Raw genomic sequence first — 15,831 nt, forward strand, 5'->3', positions numbered from 1 at the left:
GCTCAAGCTATAGAGGAATATATCAAATACTATAACGAAGAAAGGATAAAGAGCAGATTAAAAGGCTTAACTCCGAAAGAATATCGGAATCAAGCCTCTATTAATCCTATGTTTTAAAATGTCTACTTTTTAGGTCCCACTTCATTAGTCTATTTATCCAAATACTTTTTTAAAGTCTTCAACTGCACTGTTTCGTCTATTTTCATCTGGAATTACCGCATAAATGACTTTTGAAATACTAGTTGGCTGCTCAAATATTCTCTGCCACATTTTTGCAACTTCAAGTGGTTTAAAACCAAAAACTCCAGCTCCCCATGCACCCAGGATCAGAATATCAACATGCTGGTCTTCAGCGATTTTTTTTAACAAAGTTCATTCGACTAAGCATAGCACGGTCAGCATCACTATAAAATTTCATCTGCTCTTCTGGATCTCGTAATGCAAAACTGCCAGCTGTTTTATTTGGCGCAGCACAAGTAATTACATCACTTTTACCTTCTAATTTGGTAGCTCCCCAAAGAATATTAGGAGTATAAAGAGCACGATTCATATAAATACCGCGATTTTCATGCTGTCTATTCCAATTATAAAATTCGGTTTGACTAGCAATCACAGGATAAAGATCAGACTGTCTGCAGATTGCTTCTTCCTGTGCCACAGCACCATCTAAAAAGCCACCACCAGGATTAACATATGAAGCAAAATTTAAAGCAGCAATTTTTTTGTCATTATACGTTTTGTTAGCCTTAATCACAGCCTGATCAATAGCAAGTGGCCAGACAACTTGTTCTGCTTTTTTAGCAAAATTGGCATCCCCTTGACTCGCAAAAGCATCGACATCATAAACCACAGTCTTTTTAATCGAATCCTGAATCTGGCGTGTAAATAATTTTTCAACCATTGCTTCATGCTTGCGAGCTACAGCACGGTAATGAGCACGTTTTGTATTATTTTCCATAGTTTTCCTTTCCAAGATTTATCGAAATTCAAACGTTTGTTTGATATAATTCTATTAAAAAAATAGTCTAAACACAACTAAAGAGGGAAAAATGAGAACACTTAACATTATCGGCATCAGCATCTACCTTATTATCGCAATCGTTTTAGCAGTCAGACGCTTTTACCTAATCCAAAATTTGCGTAGTAAGAAAATTAAGGAAGAAGATTATGAACGCTTATCCAAACGAAACACCATTGAATTAATTGTAGTGGTCGTTCTCGCAATGCTTTACGTTTATACGCCTTTCAAAATTTTCATCTTCTAAAAAAATTCCCACAAACAACCTCATTTCAATTGGTTATCACTGCTTAAACAGGTAAACTAGATAGTAACAAATACTAAAAAGGAGAAAATTATGAAATATAACCAATATGCCTATGTTGAAACTGACTTTGCTGAACAAGTCAAAGAACTCATCGACATCAACTTTTTACCTAGAAATTATGAAGACTGGTCATTCAGCGATTTGCTTGCTAAATTAGTCAAAAATGCGATTGCTGAAGCAAAAACTGATGCAGCTAAAACTGCTAAGTTAAACGAATTTGCGGTTTCAGATCACGAAACACTTGCCGACTTTTTAAAGCAAAAGCCTGAATCTATTGGCACTGCTCAATTCTACAACGTAGCTTTGCAACTACTCGGCTACCACGTTCACTACGACTACGATTTTGCCGACCCTACTGGCTTTATGCAAAAGAATGCCTTGCCATTTGTTCAAGACATTAGTGACAACCACAAGTTAATCTCTGCCTTTTATCGTTTGCTTAATACTCGTAGTAAAAATGGTCAAATCTTGCTCGATGTAATGGCTGGTAAAGGCTACTTCACTCAATTCTGGGGCCAAAATGAATTTAAATTCTTTAACGGTAAGTCTATCCCTGTCTTTGACACTAACAAGGTTATCCGTGAAGTCGTTTATGTAGAAACTGACTTGGATACTGACCACGACGGCAAGAGTGACTTAATTCAAGTAACTGTCTTTCGTCCTGCCGAAACTAACAAGGGCTTGAAAGTTCCAGCACTTTACACTGCATCCCCATACTTTGGCGGAATTATTGCTAACGAAAAGCGTAATCACAACGTCGATGAAAACTTGTCTGATGCTACCGAATGGAACGACCCACAATACGTTCACTCACCTATCGTCAAAGCAGAAAAGCCCGATGGTTCAAACCACCCAGCTACTGAAGAAGCCGTTCATAAGTCATCATATCCATTAAACGAATACATGCTTGCCCGTGGTTTTGCTAGCGTCTTTGCCGGTGCCATTGGTACTCGCGGCAGTGACGGTGTTAGAATCACAGGTGCTCCTGAAGAAACTGAATCAGCTGCAGCCGTAATTGAATGGCTTCACGGCGATCGCGTTGCCTACACTGACAGAACTAGAACTGTTCAAACTAAGGCTGACTGGTGTAATGGTAGTATCGGTATGACTGGTCGTTCATATCTTGGTACTTTGCAAATTGCGATTGCAACAACTGGCGTTAAGGGTCTTAAGACCGTTGTTTCTGAAGCCGCAATTTCATCATGGTATGACTACTACCGTGAACATGGCTTGGTAATTGCTCCTGAAGCTTGCCAAGGTGAAGACTTAGATCTTTTAGCTGAAACTTGCCAATCTAACTTGTGGGATGCAGGTTCATACCTCAAGATCAAACCAGAATACGACAAGATGCAAAAAGAATTACTTAAAAAAGAAGATCGTACAACTGGTCAATATTCTAACTTCTGGGAAGCAAGAAACTACCGTCACCACGCAGATGGCATTAAGTGCTCCTGGATTTCTGTTCATGGTTTAAACGACTGGAACGTTAAACCTAAGAATGTCTACAAGATTTGGCAACTTGTTTCTAAGATGCCAATGAAGCACCACCTTTTCTTGCACCAAGGTCCTCACTACAACATGAACAACTTCGTTTCTATCGACTTTACCGATTTGATGAACCTCTGGTTTGTTCATGAATTATTAGGTATTGAAAACAATGCTTATAACCAATGGCCAACAGTCATGATTCAAGACAACTTGCAAGCTGACAAGTGGCACGAAGAAAAAGACTGGAATGATAAATTAGGTCAAGAAAAGATCTACTACCCAACTGATGATGGTGAACTTTATGCAGATGGTAATGGTCAAGCTAAGCAATCATTTACTGATATGGGCGGAATCGAATTCAAGAAGGCCGGAATTTCTGAAAGCGATTGGCAATACAAGTTTATCTGCGGCGATAAAAAGTGGGCAAAGCCAAGCTTGCGCTTTATCTCTGATGAATTTATCCACCCTACTACAATCGTAGGTCGTCCTGAAGTTAAGATTAGAGTTAAAGGATCTTTACCTAAAGGCCAAATTTCTGTTGCTTTAGTTGAATTAGGCGAAAGAAGACGTTTGACTGCTACTCCTAAGTTCTTGATGCGCGGCGGTCAAGAATTAGGCTACAGATTCGGTACTGATACTCTTCAAGAATTTGTCCCTGATAAAAAGACTAAGGCTAAGCTGATCACTAAGGCTCACATGAACATGCAAAACTTCAAGGACATGAAGAAGCCTGAACATATTGATGCAGACAAATTCTACGATCTTGATTTCTTGCTTCAACCTACCTACTACACTCTCCCAGCTGGTAGTAAATTAGCTTTGATCATCTACTCAACTGACGAAGGAATGACCAAGCGTCCACTTGAAGAAGAAACTTATACTGTTGACTTAGCTAATACTGAAATTAAGTTTTACGAAAAATAAATCTAATACCTTTGACTAAAGGATGATTATAATGAAGAAAAATAAATTAGCATTAATCTCTGCTTTAGCTTTGACTCTAGTTGCTACACCAGCTATTGGCACTTTTACTAATTCGACCGGTAATAGTGCAATTGCGCAAGCTGCAACTACTAAAGGCACAGCTAAGCTAATAGATTTTCATAATACAGATCACAAAATCCCTGTTTTTAACAAAAATGGTAAACGTCTTTCAAAGACACTTGCTTCAGGTAGCAGCGTAAAAGCTTATGGTAATCCTGTAATTTTAAAAGGGCCAAATTATCATAACCAAATTAATCTTGTGGTAATTAATGGTAAAGATTACTTCACTTTAGGCGATGGCTACATTAGTGCCGACAAAACTGTTGGTACTGGGGATACAATTGATGTGCTTAAAGGTACCTATGTCGTTGACAAAAACGGTAAACGTTTGCGTTCATTCCGCGGCAAAAGTGCTTACGTTAAAGCAAAAACAAAAATTAAGGTTGTAGGTACCTACAATGTACCAGCAGCTTACGTCAAAATTGGCAACAACCAATACGTTAAAGCATCATATGTAACGCAATTGAATGGTAAGTCACTCATCATATGTAACGCAATTGAATGGTAAGTCACTCATCACTTTAAACAGCAATTCTTATATTTATAACAAGAAAGGTCAAAGAATCAGAAACTTCCATGGCCAAAGCAAATTGTTAAAGAATGCAGCTGTTATAACTACAAGCAAAGTAAAGAAGGCTACAGATTCTAGTCAATACTACTTCTATGACAGTACAGAAGAAAGTAACAAGTCCAAGTCAACCTTTGCTACTACAAAAATCAAAGGTGTAGATTACTTTGCTATTGGTAATGGTGGCTATATCAAAGCAAGTAATGTAATTGCAGCTAATGGGATGATTTTGTTCACCAAAGGTCCAATTACAATTAAGCTTCCTAACCCTACAACTGTTTATACTGATAAATTTAAAGAAACTACTAAGAAGTTAAAAGCTGGTACCACTGTTAAGCTTGATAAATCTGCAGTAGATTTTAGCTTGAGTGATCCACAACTTTACTTCCATGTTGCAGGTACTAAACAATTAATCTATTGGGGCGATGCAGGTGAATACCCTGGCTATGGTGCTAGAGTTGCATCTTATGATCGCGGTTATGCTGATAACTATGCATTTAGTTTCAAGCAATTTATGGAATAGAGTCATAGATATTTAAAAAGCGAGAAGATTAATTCTTCTCGCTTTTTTTAGTTTACAAATAATTTCTTATATTCACCATAACCGTCTTGATCAAGTTCATCATATGGAATGAATCGAAGTGCAGCAGAATTAATACAATAACGTAATCCGCCTTGATCAACTGGTCCATCGGTGAAAACATGACCCAAATGTGACTGTGCCTCTGGACTTACTACTTCAGTACGCTCCATACCATGAGATTGATCGCGATGATATACTAGCTTTTCAATTGGCTTAGTAAAGCTAGGCCAGCCGCATCCCGCATCATATTTATCTTCACTTGAAAATAGTGGTTCACCTGAGACCACATCCACGTAAATCCCTTTTTGATAAAAATCATCATATTTCCCCAAAAAAGGATACTCCGTTGCCGCATTCTGGGTTACTTCGTATTCTTCTTTAGTTAGTTTCTTTAAAGCTTGCTTCTTCTTTTCGTCCAAAACCATCTCATTCACCTCGTTTTCACAACTATAACAAGAAAAAACTAATCATAATAAAAATATGCTCAAAAAAATAGCGACAGAAATTATCCGTCGCCTTAAATTAAATATGTTCAGTAGTCTTAGGGAAGAAATTATCAATTTGCTTTTCATAGATGTCGAATTTATATTTAGTCAAAAATTCGTTGGATGGATCGTAAATTCTAACTTGCAACATTTCATTCTTGCCATTCATGTGGACCTCTTTATTTGGTACTTCCAAAAATGGCTTAAATGCAGCAATAATATTTTGATAAGAACTATAAACGTGAACATTATGCTCAATAATTTCGCCATTGCGAGAATATCTCCGTGCATTAATTACGTAAACTGTATTGTCATTCATAAAAAAGTTCTCCTTTATTCGATTCTCCCTTACCTCTATTTTAATGCAAAACAGGTTGGATTATATTTCTTTTGCATTAAAAAAATGTCAGATGAAAACATCTAACACTTACTGATTTATTTAAATACTGAAGTCAAAACTGCTCCAAGAACAATCAAGACTAAACCGATTCCAGTATAAATGTAGCCCTTCTTGGTCTTCTTTTCATGCAAGAAGATGATACCACCAAGAGTTGAAATAACCACGCAAAGTTGTGACATAACAAATGCTAAGTTAACACCATTCTTTTGAACTGAAATAATGTATGAAAGTGCGGCAATTGCATAAATTACACCAGCTGGAATAACTTGATAACTTTGCTTTTCTTTCAAAACTTGAAGTTGCTTGGTACCTACAAGATAGATGAAAGTTGCAATCAACATACCAACTGTTTCACCTAAGAAGATCATTACTCCATCGCCCTTTAAGGCCTTAGGAATTGAACTTGAAGTAATGTATCCTAAAGTAGTCAAAACTAACACAATCATAGTAGTTGTTTGATTCTTCTTGCCACCTTCTGCAGTTCCTTTATCAGTTAAAGAAGTGCAGGCAACACCAATAATCAAAGCAATAATGCCGATAAAGCCAAATAACTTAGCTTGTGTACTTGCCCATTCGCCAAAAATCAACACACCAACAAGTGGCACACCGATCAATTGTAAACCGGTTGAAATTGGCATAGTTTCAGAAACACCAACTTTTGAGTAACTGTAATATTGTCCGCATTGACCAATTACCCAAGCAGCACCAGCTAACATAGCAAGTAAAAATGTAGTAGTGTTGAAAGCTGGACGTGTAAACAGAGTAACTACTGCACCAAATAAAAATGCCCCTAATACCGACCCTACAATTTGGTGATAAACATTACTCTTTTTGACTCCTGCAACAAATAGTGGCATAAGGCCCCATCCAATTGCGGGAATAAATAGATATAAATATCTCATCAATTTTCTCCCTTACTTGTAAAAAGTTACAAAAAGCATTCTATCAACAAAAGCGTTTTCATAGCAAACAAAAAGTGTAAAACGCTTTAATTTTTATTATTAAGGGAAAAAACATTAAAAAATAAGACTCCTGCTTTTCATGCAAGAGTCTTATTTTAATTATTATTCTAAATTGATCTATTGAAGTGCATCAGTTGCAAATGATCTATTTTCAAGTGCAGTAAGAAGTGCATCCGCGGTGTCCAGTGCAGTAAGCAATGGTACATTTTGTTGAATAGCCATTTGTCTAATGATGAATCCATCAGAGTTCTTTTCAATATCGTGACCCATCGTGTTGATTACTAAGTCGATCTTATCATCTTTCAATTCATTCAAGATGTTGTCGTCGGCTTCTTCATCTTCATGAACCTTAGTTACTAAGTCAACATGCAAGCCATTGTTCTTAAGGAAGTCTGCAGTACCCTTAGTTGCAAAGATACGGTAACCAATTCTAGCGAATCTCTTGGCAATTGGTAAAATCTTATCCTTATCTCTGTCTTCAATTGTGAGCAAGACATTACCATTTTCTGGCAACTTCATCTTTTCACCAGCAAATGCCTTGTATAATGCCTTAGCAAAGGTATGATCACTACCCATTACTTCACCAGTTGACTTCATTTCTGGTCCTAAGTATGAGTCAACATCGGCTAACTTGCTGAAGCTGAATACTGGAGCCTTAACTGAGATCATGTCTGGTTCTGGTGCTAAGCCATCACTGTAGCCCTGTTCTGCCAAGCTTTCGCCCATAATTACGCGGGTTGCTACTTGAGCCATTTCAATGCCTGTGATCTTGCTCAAGAATGGAACAGTTCTAGAAGCTCTTGGGTTTACTTCGATAACATAAACTTCGCCGTCACGTACAATGAATTGAATGTTCATAATACCAACACAGTTTAAGGTCAAAGCTAACTTTCTAGTCACGTCAGTGATCTTTTCCTTAACTTCTTCAGAGAAGGTTTGAGGTGGGTAAACTGCCATTGAGTCACCTGAGTGAACACCAGCGTGTTCGATGTGTTCCATAATTCCTGGTAAAAGAACATCGTGACCGTCGCTGATTGCATCGACATCACATTCACGACCATCAAGATAATCATCAACCAAGATTGGGTGATCGGCTGCAATATCAACGTGATCTTGCAAGTATTCTTCAAGTTCTTTCTTACTGTAGACAATTTCCATTGCCTTACCACCTAAGACATAACTTGGACGAACTAAGACTGGGTAACCAAGTTTTTCTGCAGCTTCGATAACACCTTCGTGAGTTGTAGCAGTCAAGCCCTTTGGTTGGTTCAACTTTAATTGCTTGATAATTTCATCGAACAATTCACGATCTTCAGCACGGTTAACATCCTTGACCTTAGTGCCTAAGATCTTTACGCCATGTGCTTCAAGACCAGCTGCTAAGTTGATTGAAGTTTGACCACCGAATTGAACAATTACACCAACTGGTTGTTCCAAGTCGCAAACATTCAAGACATCTTCAAGTGTTAATGGTTCAAAGTAAAGCTTGTCTGATACCGAGAAGTCAGTTGAAACAGTTTCTGGGTTTGAGTTAATAACAATTGCTTCATACCCCATCTTTTGCAAAGCCTTAACACAGTGAACAGTTGCGTAGTCGAATTCTACACCTTGACCAATTCTGATTGGACCTGAACCAATAACGATAACTGACTTCTTGCCTGACTTGTGTGATTCATTTTCTGTGTCATAAGTTGAGTAGAAATATGGTGTCTTTGATTCAAATTCAGCTGCACAGGTATCAACCATCTTGTAGACTGGGATAATGCCATGTGCTTTTCTAAAGTCTCTTACCTCATCAGCATTTTCATCCCATAATGAGGCAATTGTTGGATCGCTAAAGCCGTACTTTTTAGCAAGGCGTAATGTATCTACATCGTCCTTGTTTTCTTGCAAGGTCTTTTCCATTTCGACCATATGCTTAACGATGTCCAAGAAGTAGAAGTTAATCTTAGTTAATTCGTGTACATCTTCTAGTGAGTAGCCACGTCTGAAAGCTTCAGCTAAGTAGAATAAACGATCGTCTTGAGCCTTAACTAATTTTTGTTCAAGCTTATCATCACTTGCTTTATGAGCCTCTTCTGAGTAAAGATCTTTTTCATCAATTTCAAGTGATCTTACAGCCTTTTGCATTGCTTCTTCAGCAGTTCTACCGATAGCCATAACTTCACCGGTAGCCTTCATTTGTGTACCTAATACTCTGTCAGCCTTAGGGAATTTATCAAATGGCCAGCGTGGAATCTTGCAGACAACGTAGTCTAATGCTGGTTCAAATTCTGCATAAGTAGTACCAGTTACTGGGTTCTTGATTTCATCAAGTGTCATACCAACCGCAATTTTAGCAGCCATCTTGGCAATTGGGTAACCAGTAGCCTTTGATGCCAAAGCACTTGAACGAGAAACTCTTGGGTTTACTTCGATAACATCGTAGTTGAAGCTGTTTGGATCAAGGGCAAGCTGAACGTTACATCCCCCTTCAATCTTAAGTGCACGGATAAGACGAAGTGAACAGTCACGAAGCATTTGATATTCCTTGTCTGACAAGGTTTGACTTGGTGAAAATACGATTGAGTCACCAGTGTGAATACCAACTGGATCGAAGTTTTCCATACAGCAGACGATCATTGCATTGTCATCGTGGTCGCGCATTACTTCGAATTCGATTTCTTTGTAGCCAGCAATTGATTTTTCAATTAAACATTCAGTTACTGGTGAAAGTTCCAAACCATTCTTGGCAATTTCTGCAAGTTCTTCACGATTGTGGCAGATACCACCACCAGTACCACCCATAGTGAATGCTGGACGAACGATGATTGGATAACCAATTTCATCACCAAAAGTTAAGGCATCTTCAACTGTATTAACAGTCTTTGAAGGTGGAACAGGTTCACCCAACTTTTTACATAATTCCTTAAACTTCTCACGGTCTTCAGCTTGTTCTATTGAATCAAGCTTAGTACCCAAAAGTTCAATGTTTAATTCATCTAAGATACCAGTCTTAGCCAAAGCTAAAGCCATGTTCAAACCAACTTGACCACCCAAGGTTGGCAAAATAGCATCTGGATATTCTTGACGAATAATTCTTGAAATTGACTCAACAGTCAATGGTTCAATATAAACCTTGTCAGCAATTGTTGTATCAGTCATGATCGTTGCCGGGTTTGAGTTAACCAAAACTACTTGGTAACCTTCTTCACGAAGAGCAAGACAAGCCTGGGTACCAGAATAGTCAAATTCTGCGGCCTGGCCAATAATAATTGGACCAGAACCAATCACCATAATTTTATGAATATCTTTTCTCTTAGGCATGACGCTCTTCTTCCTTTCTTTGGTCAATCATTGACATAAAGTCATCAAACAATGAAACTTCATCGTGTGGTCCTGGAGTTGCATCTGGGTGGAACTGAACTGAGAATGCTGGATACTTCTTGTGACGTAAACCTTCAACTGTACCATCGTTTACTTCAACATGAGTAATCATCAAGTTGTCTTTATCGATTGAGTTACCATCTACAGCGTAACCGTGGTTTTGTGAAGTAAAACCGATGTTACCAGTAGCAATTTCTCTAACTGGGTGGTTGAAACCACGGTGACCGAACTTCATCTTGTAAGTCTTAGCACCGTTTGCTAAAGCGAAGACTTGGTGTCCCATACAAATTCCCATCAATGGAACATGCTTTTCTACTTCACGGACCATTGCTGTAGCACCATTTTTATCCATTTCTTCTGGGTCACCAGGGCCGTTTGAAAGAAGTACACCATCTGGGTGAAGTTCAAGTACTTCTTCAGCTGTTGCAGTATATGGCAAAACAATACAGTTGCAGTCACGTTCAGCAAGTTCACGCAAAATACTGTGCTTGATACCAAAGTCAATAACTACAATGTTGCGCTTGGAGCCTGGAACTGGGTACGGACTCTTAGTTGAAACTCTACTAATTACACCTTTAGTAACGTTTTCGGTCTTTAAAATCTTAGCGATCTTATCTGCATCTTCCTTAGAGTTTGCAATCTTACCTCTTAAAGTACCGTGGATACGTAATTTTTTAACTAATTCACGTGTATCAATTCCTTGAATGCCAGGAATATCCAAATGCTTTAAGAACTTTGGCAAAGTTGTTTGCATTCTCCAGTTATCTGGGTGGCGTGCTACTTGGTGACAAATGACACCCTTAATCTTTGGTTCAAGTGATTCATAATCGGCTAAAGTAATTCCGTAGTTACCAATTAATGGGTTAGTAAATACCAAAATTTGATCTGCATAACTTTGGTCAGTAATTGCTTCTTGATATCCGGTCATCCCCGTTGTAAAAACAACCTCACCTGTTGTTTCGCGGTCTGCGCCGAAGCCTTCACCAGCATAAATACTGCCATCTTCTAAAATTAAATAGCGCATTAATGTGCCTCCTTTTGGTATACAATCTTACCGTCAACCATTGTCATTACTGTTGAGCCGTAAACCTTTTGGCCAGTAAATGGGGTATTTACACCCTTTGACTTATAGTCTTTTTCTTCGATTGTTTCTTCATGATCGATATCAAAGATTGCGATATCTGCGGCTTTGCCTGGTTCAAGGACACCGGCATCAAGACCGAAGACCTTAGCTGGCTTATCACTGAGCCATGATAATAGTTGTTCGAGAGTAAAGACTTTTTCGTTTTTTACAAACTTAGTATATAACGTACTGAAAGCAGTTTCACTACCTGTAATTCCGAATGCGGCACCTTTCATTCCGCCTTGCTTTTCATTTAAAGCATGTGGCGCATGGTCGGTTGCAATCAAGTCAATTGTGCCATCAAGTAAACCTACTAAAAGTGCTGCTTGATCTTTTTTGTTTCTCAAAGGTGGGTTCATCTTGTAGTAGCCGTTATCCTTTGGAATATCGTCATCAGTTAACAAAATGTGGTGAGGAGCAACTTCACAAGTTACATTAATGCCGCGAGCCTTAGCCATACGAACTAGTTCTACGCTAGTCTTAGTTGAAACGTGGCAAATGTGGTAATGGACACCTGTTTTTTGTGCAAGCAACAAGTCACGTGCAATTTGTGTGGTTTCGGCTAATTCAGTAACAGGAGGCAAGTTTAATTCTTCAGCTTTTTTACCTTCATTAACAATACCGTGGTTAAAAAGTGAATCGTCTTGAGCGTGAGTTGCGATAATTAAGTCGTTTTCCTTAGCCTTTTGCATAGCCAAGTACATGGTTTGAGCAGTTTGTACGCCGTGACCGTCGTTACTTAAGGCAAAAGCACCAGCCTTTTTCAAAGCGGCATAATCAGGAATGACATCAGTTGTTTCATCATTAGTGATTGGGCCATATTGGTAGATGTGAACAACACCCTTTTTCTTGTTTTCTTCTACCATCTTTTTCATCAATTCTGGCGTGTTAGGTACAGGAGTTACGTTAGGCATAGCACCTACTGTAGTAAAGCCGCCGTGTGCTGCAGCCTCGCTTCCTGTTTTAATATCTTCCTTATATGTTTGACCAGGATCACGGTAGTGAACGTGAACATCAACTAAACCTGGGCTAACTAACTTACCAGTTGCATCGATTACGTGATCGCCGTTTAAATCAGTGCCGATTGCTTTAATTTTTTTGTCTTCAATTAAAACATCTGCTTTGATCAAGCGGCCATTTTGATAAACGGTACCGTTCTTAATTACTGTTGTCATTATTCAAGTCCTCCGAGTTTTCTGCCGCGTAATACTGCTTCAAGCATTGCCATTCTCATAAAGACGCCGTTTTGCATTTGACGGACAAACATGCACTTGTCGCTTTCTACTAAGTCACCGCTAAGTTCAACGTCATGGTTAATTGGACCTGGGTGCATGATGATAGTGTCTGGCTTTAATTCTTCATAGCGTTTGTGGTTGATGCCGTATTTTTCATGATATGCTTTAGCATCGAATTTCTTTTCATTAGGATCGCCTGCATGACGTTCATGTTGTACTCTTAAAAGCATCATGACATCCATATCAGGAATCAACTTATCTAGTTCTTCGAACTTGCCGTATTTATCAAATTCTTTGTCGTACCAGTAGCTTGGGCCTGAGAAGTAAACTTCTGCACCTAATCTAGTAAGGAGTTCCATGTCACTCTTAGCTACTCTTGAGTTAGTGATGTCGCCGACGATAGCTACCTTCAAGCCTTTGAAGTGGCCGAAGTGTTCGTGAATGGTCATCATGTCAAGCATACATTGACTTGGGTGTTGACCGCTACCGTCACCTGCATTGACTACACCAATATTTAAATGTTGGTGATCTTTTAAGTTAATCAAATCGTTGTAGTATTCATTTTGTGAGTGACGAATTACTTCTAAGTCGACGCCCAAAGCATTCATGATTAAAGAAGTGTCATATAAAGTTTCACCTTTGTTAACAGATGAGTGAGCTGGGGCAAATGGGATAACAGTTAAGCCCAATTTTCTTTCAGCCATTTCAAAACTTGTATGAGTTCTGCTTGAATCTTCAAAGAACATGTTGGTGACATAAACCGGTTTAGTTAAACGTGGAGTTGCGCCACCCTTTTTGAAGTATTCAGCTCTTTTAATTAATGCTTCAACTTCGTCAACATGTAAATTTTCAACACTAACAAAATGTGGTAAACTAACAAGATTTAAATTTTCCATCTTTTATTCTTTCTATACAAAAAAGCCTGCAGCATTTAATTGCTCCAGGCTTTTTCTCGTATTTTTGTATACGAAAAACTAGCAACCCTTCTGGCCCTCTCTGGAGTCAATTAAATGGTTGGATATTTAACTTTTAAACTCTTTTATTTTGGTAAAGCCTTCAGTTCAACTGAATCTTTGCCGTCCTTTTCAACTACATTAACAGCGACTTGTTCATCAGCAGAAGTTGGGATGTTTTTACCAACAAAGTCTGCACGAATTGGAAGTTCGCGGTGACCGCGGTCAACCAAAACTGCAACTCTAATCGAACTTGGTCGACCAACATGCATTAACGCATCCATCGCTGCTCTGATTGTTCTACCGGTGTAGATAACATCGTCGATCAAGACAACATGCTTATCATCGATGTTAACACCAACTTGATCAGAGTTAACAACAGGATCTTGCTTCAAGGAAGCATCATGACGGTCATCACGGTAAAGGGTGATGTCTAGTTGACCAACTGGAACATCTACACCTTCAAGTTTTTGAATTCTGTCATGAATGCGGTTAGCCAAGTAAACGCCGCGTGTCTTAATACCAACTAGTACTAAATCATCGGTACCTTTATTTTGTTCGATAATTTCGTAGGTAATTCGTGTAAGTGCACGCTTCATTGCAAGTGCATCCCAAATTTCTTTTGCCAAATTTACAGCCTCCTAATTTTTGCCCATGAAAAAAGCTCCTGTCTGCTTGAGACTAGGAGCTTTCAGTAAAGTCGAAACTTAATTTAAGCCTGCCTTGCTAGCCTCACGGGACTAATTTTAAAGGACATTCATTGCTTTAAAGTTACTGTAATTAGACGCGTTTGTCAAGGGATTAATTAAAATATTCTAATCATGAAAAAAAGTGAATGCCTATGTAGAGCATTCACTCGTTTTCATTACAAAGATTCACCATTAGTTGAGATTACTTCTTTATACCAATCAAAAGAATCTTTTTTATATCTCTTAAAGCTTCCATGACCGTTTTCATTCAGATCGACATAGATAAAACCATAGCGCTTTTTCATTTCACCTGAACTTGCACTAATCAAGTCAACAATACCCCAACTAGTGTAGCCTAGTACATCGACTCCATCTTCGTTGATTGCATTTCTCAATGCCACAAGATGATCACGATGATATGCGATTCGATATTGATCATGAATCTTTCCATTTTCAAACTTATCAGTTGCACCCAAACCATTTTCTACGACAAAAAGTGGTTTTTGATAACGATCATAAATTTGATTTAGAGTAATACGAAATCCTTGAGGATCTATTTGCCAACCCCACTCACTAGATTTCAAGTAAGGATTCTTCAAAGAAGCAAATAAATTTCCTGCTGATTTGATTCCTTCATCCGTTCCAACAACTCGACTGTTGTAATAAGAAAATGAAACGAAATCAACTTGACCCTGTCTCAGAATTTCTTGGTCATTTTTTGTAATTTTGATCTTAATATTTTTTCTATCAAAATACTTTAAAGCATATCTGGGATATTGGCCTCTTACTTGAACATCGGAAAAGAAATAACTGTTACGCTCTTCATTCATTGCCTTAAAGTAATCTTCCGGTTTACAAGTATATGGATAAATACAGCCTGCTGCCAACATATTGCCCACTTTATTTTCTGAATCAACTTCGTGCGCTAATATTACCGCCTTAGCACTAGCAAGTAATTGATAATGAGAAGCTGTATAAATTACCTGCTCCTTATCATCACCATCTTTAAAAATTAAACCTGCTGCTAAATATGGCAAATGCAAAATCATATTAATCTCATTGAAAGTCAGCCAATAATGCACTTTACCTTTAAATCTTGTAAATAATACTTTACATAAATTTAAATACAGTTCTATCATTATCGGATTTCGCCACGAACCATATTTTTCAATCAAATGATATGGCACATCGAAATGATTAATTGTAATCAGTGGCTCGATTCCATATTTCAAGCATTCGTCAACTACTTTTTCATAATACTGCAAGCCAAGTTCATTAGGTTCCTGATCATCCCCATTAGGGAAAATTCGTGACCATGAGATCGAAAAGCGATAAACTTTGCATCCCATCTCAGCCATCAAGGCAATATCTTCTTGATAATAACTATAACCTTTAACCGCTTTTCTAGATGGATATACTTCACCTTTTTCCAATAATTTTGGATCAAGATCTCCCTTGGCTACTGCCAATCTATTTTTTCCATTTGGTAAAAAATCAACGTTAGACAATCCTCGATTATCAGCATCGAAAAATCCTTCGTATTGGTTAGCGGCCGTTGCGCCACCCAATAAAAAATCTTTAGGAAATTGTTTATTCATTTTCTTCTCCAA

16 protein-coding genes are annotated in these 15,831 nt (G+C 38.2%); 5 read left to right on the top strand and 11 right to left on the bottom strand.

The features are described from left to right. The coding region (locus RDN22_RS01880) for an IS3 family transposase (protein ID WP_308554877.1) at nucleotides 1-117 on the top strand (117 nt) is incomplete at its 5' end. 36 nt (nucleotides 118-153) lie between these two features. On the opposite strand, the gene RDN22_RS01885 is transcribed toward RDN22_RS01880, so the two are convergent. Continuing rightward, nucleotides 154-369: a TIGR02452 family protein gene (locus RDN22_RS01885; RefSeq protein ID WP_308555350.1), complete on the bottom strand. Its 216-nt coding sequence runs from the start codon at nucleotides 367-369 to the stop codon at nucleotides 154-156. After that, nucleotides 350-958, bottom strand: a complete 609-nt coding sequence (locus RDN22_RS01890) for a TIGR02452 family protein (protein ID WP_308555352.1) — start codon at nucleotides 956-958, stop codon at nucleotides 350-352. The genes RDN22_RS01885 and RDN22_RS01890 overlap by 20 nt, the downstream gene beginning before the upstream one ends. 91 nt (nucleotides 959-1,049) lie before the next feature. Here RDN22_RS01890 and RDN22_RS01895 point away from each other — a divergent pair, with 91 nt between their 5' ends. The 4 genes from RDN22_RS01895 to RDN22_RS01910 all read left to right on the top strand — a co-directional run bounded on the left by RDN22_RS01895 (nucleotide 1,050) and on the right by RDN22_RS01910 (nucleotide 4,948). Continuing rightward, on the top strand, nucleotides 1,050-1,265 hold the full coding sequence (locus RDN22_RS01895) for a hypothetical protein (protein ID WP_308555354.1): 216 nt from the start codon (nucleotides 1,050-1,052) through the stop codon (nucleotides 1,263-1,265). A 90-nt stretch (nucleotides 1,266-1,355) separates the two neighbouring features. Further along, on the top strand, nucleotides 1,356-3,737 hold the full coding sequence (locus RDN22_RS01900) for a Xaa-Pro dipeptidyl-peptidase (protein ID WP_308555356.1): 2,382 nt from the start codon (nucleotides 1,356-1,358) through the stop codon (nucleotides 3,735-3,737). Nucleotides 3,738-3,768: 31 nt separating this feature from the next. Beyond that, a complete protein-coding gene (locus RDN22_RS01905) occupies nucleotides 3,769-4,365 on the top strand; it encodes an SLAP domain-containing protein (protein ID WP_308555358.1) in 597 nt (198 codons plus the stop codon). Then, nucleotides 4,325-4,948, top strand: a complete 624-nt coding sequence (locus tag RDN22_RS01910; RefSeq protein WP_308555359.1) for an SLAP domain-containing protein — start codon at nucleotides 4,325-4,327, stop codon at nucleotides 4,946-4,948. The genes RDN22_RS01905 and RDN22_RS01910 overlap by 41 nt, the downstream gene beginning before the upstream one ends. Before the next feature lie 47 nt (nucleotides 4,949-4,995). On the opposite strand, the gene msrB is transcribed toward RDN22_RS01910, so the two are convergent. From msrB to RDN22_RS01955, 9 genes are all read right to left on the bottom strand, one after another. After that, complete coding sequence (gene msrB / locus RDN22_RS01915) at nucleotides 4,996-5,433, bottom strand: peptide-methionine (R)-S-oxide reductase MsrB (protein ID WP_308555362.1); 438 nt, start codon at nucleotides 5,431-5,433, stop codon at nucleotides 4,996-4,998. A 97-nt stretch (nucleotides 5,434-5,530) separates the two neighbouring features. Continuing rightward, nucleotides 5,531-5,812, bottom strand: a complete 282-nt coding sequence (locus tag RDN22_RS01920) for a hypothetical protein (protein ID WP_308555364.1) — start codon at nucleotides 5,810-5,812, stop codon at nucleotides 5,531-5,533. Nucleotides 5,813-5,928: 116 nt separating this feature from the next. Continuing rightward, complete coding sequence (locus RDN22_RS01925; protein WP_308555366.1) at nucleotides 5,929-6,795, bottom strand: GRP family sugar transporter; 867 nt, start codon at nucleotides 6,793-6,795, stop codon at nucleotides 5,929-5,931. Nucleotides 6,796-6,972: 177 nt separating this feature from the next. Continuing rightward, nucleotides 6,973-10,161, bottom strand: a complete 3,189-nt coding sequence (gene carB / locus RDN22_RS01930) for a carbamoyl-phosphate synthase large subunit (RefSeq protein ID WP_308555368.1) — start codon at nucleotides 10,159-10,161, stop codon at nucleotides 6,973-6,975. Next, nucleotides 10,154-11,245: a glutamine-hydrolyzing carbamoyl-phosphate synthase small subunit gene (gene carA, locus RDN22_RS01935; RefSeq protein WP_308555370.1), complete on the bottom strand. Its 1,092-nt coding sequence runs from the start codon at nucleotides 11,243-11,245 to the stop codon at nucleotides 10,154-10,156. Before carA ends, carB begins: the two co-directional genes overlap by 8 nt. Next, the gene (locus RDN22_RS01940) at nucleotides 11,245-12,519 is read right to left on the bottom strand and encodes a dihydroorotase (protein WP_308555372.1); all 1,275 of its coding nucleotides are present in this window, start codon (nucleotides 12,517-12,519) and stop codon (nucleotides 11,245-11,247) included. The genes carA and RDN22_RS01940 overlap by 1 nt, the downstream gene beginning before the upstream one ends. Beyond that, complete coding sequence (locus tag RDN22_RS01945; protein WP_308555374.1) at nucleotides 12,519-13,475, bottom strand: aspartate carbamoyltransferase catalytic subunit; 957 nt, start codon at nucleotides 13,473-13,475, stop codon at nucleotides 12,519-12,521. Before RDN22_RS01945 ends, RDN22_RS01940 begins: the two co-directional genes overlap by 1 nt. Nucleotides 13,476-13,618: 143 nt before the next feature. Further along, on the bottom strand, nucleotides 13,619-14,161 hold the full coding sequence (pyrR, locus tag RDN22_RS01950) for a bifunctional pyr operon transcriptional regulator/uracil phosphoribosyltransferase PyrR (RefSeq protein WP_025006322.1): 543 nt from the start codon (nucleotides 14,159-14,161) through the stop codon (nucleotides 13,619-13,621). A 236-nt stretch (nucleotides 14,162-14,397) separates the two neighbouring features. Then, nucleotides 14,398-15,819, bottom strand: a complete 1,422-nt coding sequence (locus tag RDN22_RS01955) for a 6-phospho-beta-glucosidase (RefSeq protein WP_308555376.1) — start codon at nucleotides 15,817-15,819, stop codon at nucleotides 14,398-14,400. Nucleotides 15,820-15,831 lie beyond the last annotated feature (12 nt).

Origin of the sequence: uncultured Lactobacillus sp., assembly GCF_902491705.1 — a bacterium.
Taxonomy (GTDB): domain Bacteria; phylum Bacillota; class Bacilli; order Lactobacillales; family Lactobacillaceae; genus Lactobacillus.

Excerpts from the sequence above, each read along its gene's own strand:
- RDN22_RS01920 (WP_308555364.1), bottom strand. The coding sequence starts at position 5,812 with ATGAATGACAATACAGTTTACGTAATTAATGCACGGAGATATTCTCGC.
- RDN22_RS01940 (WP_308555372.1), bottom strand. The coding sequence starts at position 12,519 with ATGACAACAGTAATTAAGAACGGTACCGTTTATCAAAATGGCCGCTTG.
- RDN22_RS01905 (WP_308555358.1), top strand. The coding sequence starts at position 3,769 with ATGAAGAAAAATAAATTAGCATTAATCTCTGCTTTAGCTTTGACTCTA.
- RDN22_RS01925 (WP_308555366.1), bottom strand. The coding sequence starts at position 6,795 with ATGAGATATTTATATCTATTTATTCCCGCAATTGGATGGGGCCTTATG.
- RDN22_RS01895 (WP_308555354.1), top strand. The coding sequence starts at position 1,050 with ATGAGAACACTTAACATTATCGGCATCAGCATCTACCTTATTATCGCA.
- carB (WP_308555368.1), bottom strand. The coding sequence starts at position 10,161 with ATGCCTAAGAGAAAAGATATTCATAAAATTATGGTGATTGGTTCTGGT.
- RDN22_RS01910 (WP_308555359.1), top strand. The coding sequence starts at position 4,325 with ATGGTAAGTCACTCATCATATGTAACGCAATTGAATGGTAAGTCACTC.
- RDN22_RS01955 (WP_308555376.1), bottom strand. The coding sequence starts at position 15,819 with ATGAATAAACAATTTCCTAAAGATTTTTTATTGGGTGGCGCAACGGCC.
- msrB (WP_308555362.1), bottom strand. The coding sequence starts at position 5,433 with ATGGTTTTGGACGAAAAGAAGAAGCAAGCTTTAAAGAAACTAACTAAA.
- carA (WP_308555370.1), bottom strand. The coding sequence starts at position 11,245 with ATGCGCTATTTAATTTTAGAAGATGGCAGTATTTATGCTGGTGAAGGC.
- RDN22_RS01890 (WP_308555352.1), bottom strand. The coding sequence starts at position 958 with ATGGAAAATAATACAAAACGTGCTCATTACCGTGCTGTAGCTCGCAAG.
- RDN22_RS01900 (WP_308555356.1), top strand. The coding sequence starts at position 1,356 with ATGAAATATAACCAATATGCCTATGTTGAAACTGACTTTGCTGAACAA.
- RDN22_RS01945 (WP_308555374.1), bottom strand. The coding sequence starts at position 13,475 with ATGGAAAATTTAAATCTTGTTAGTTTACCACATTTTGTTAGTGTTGAA.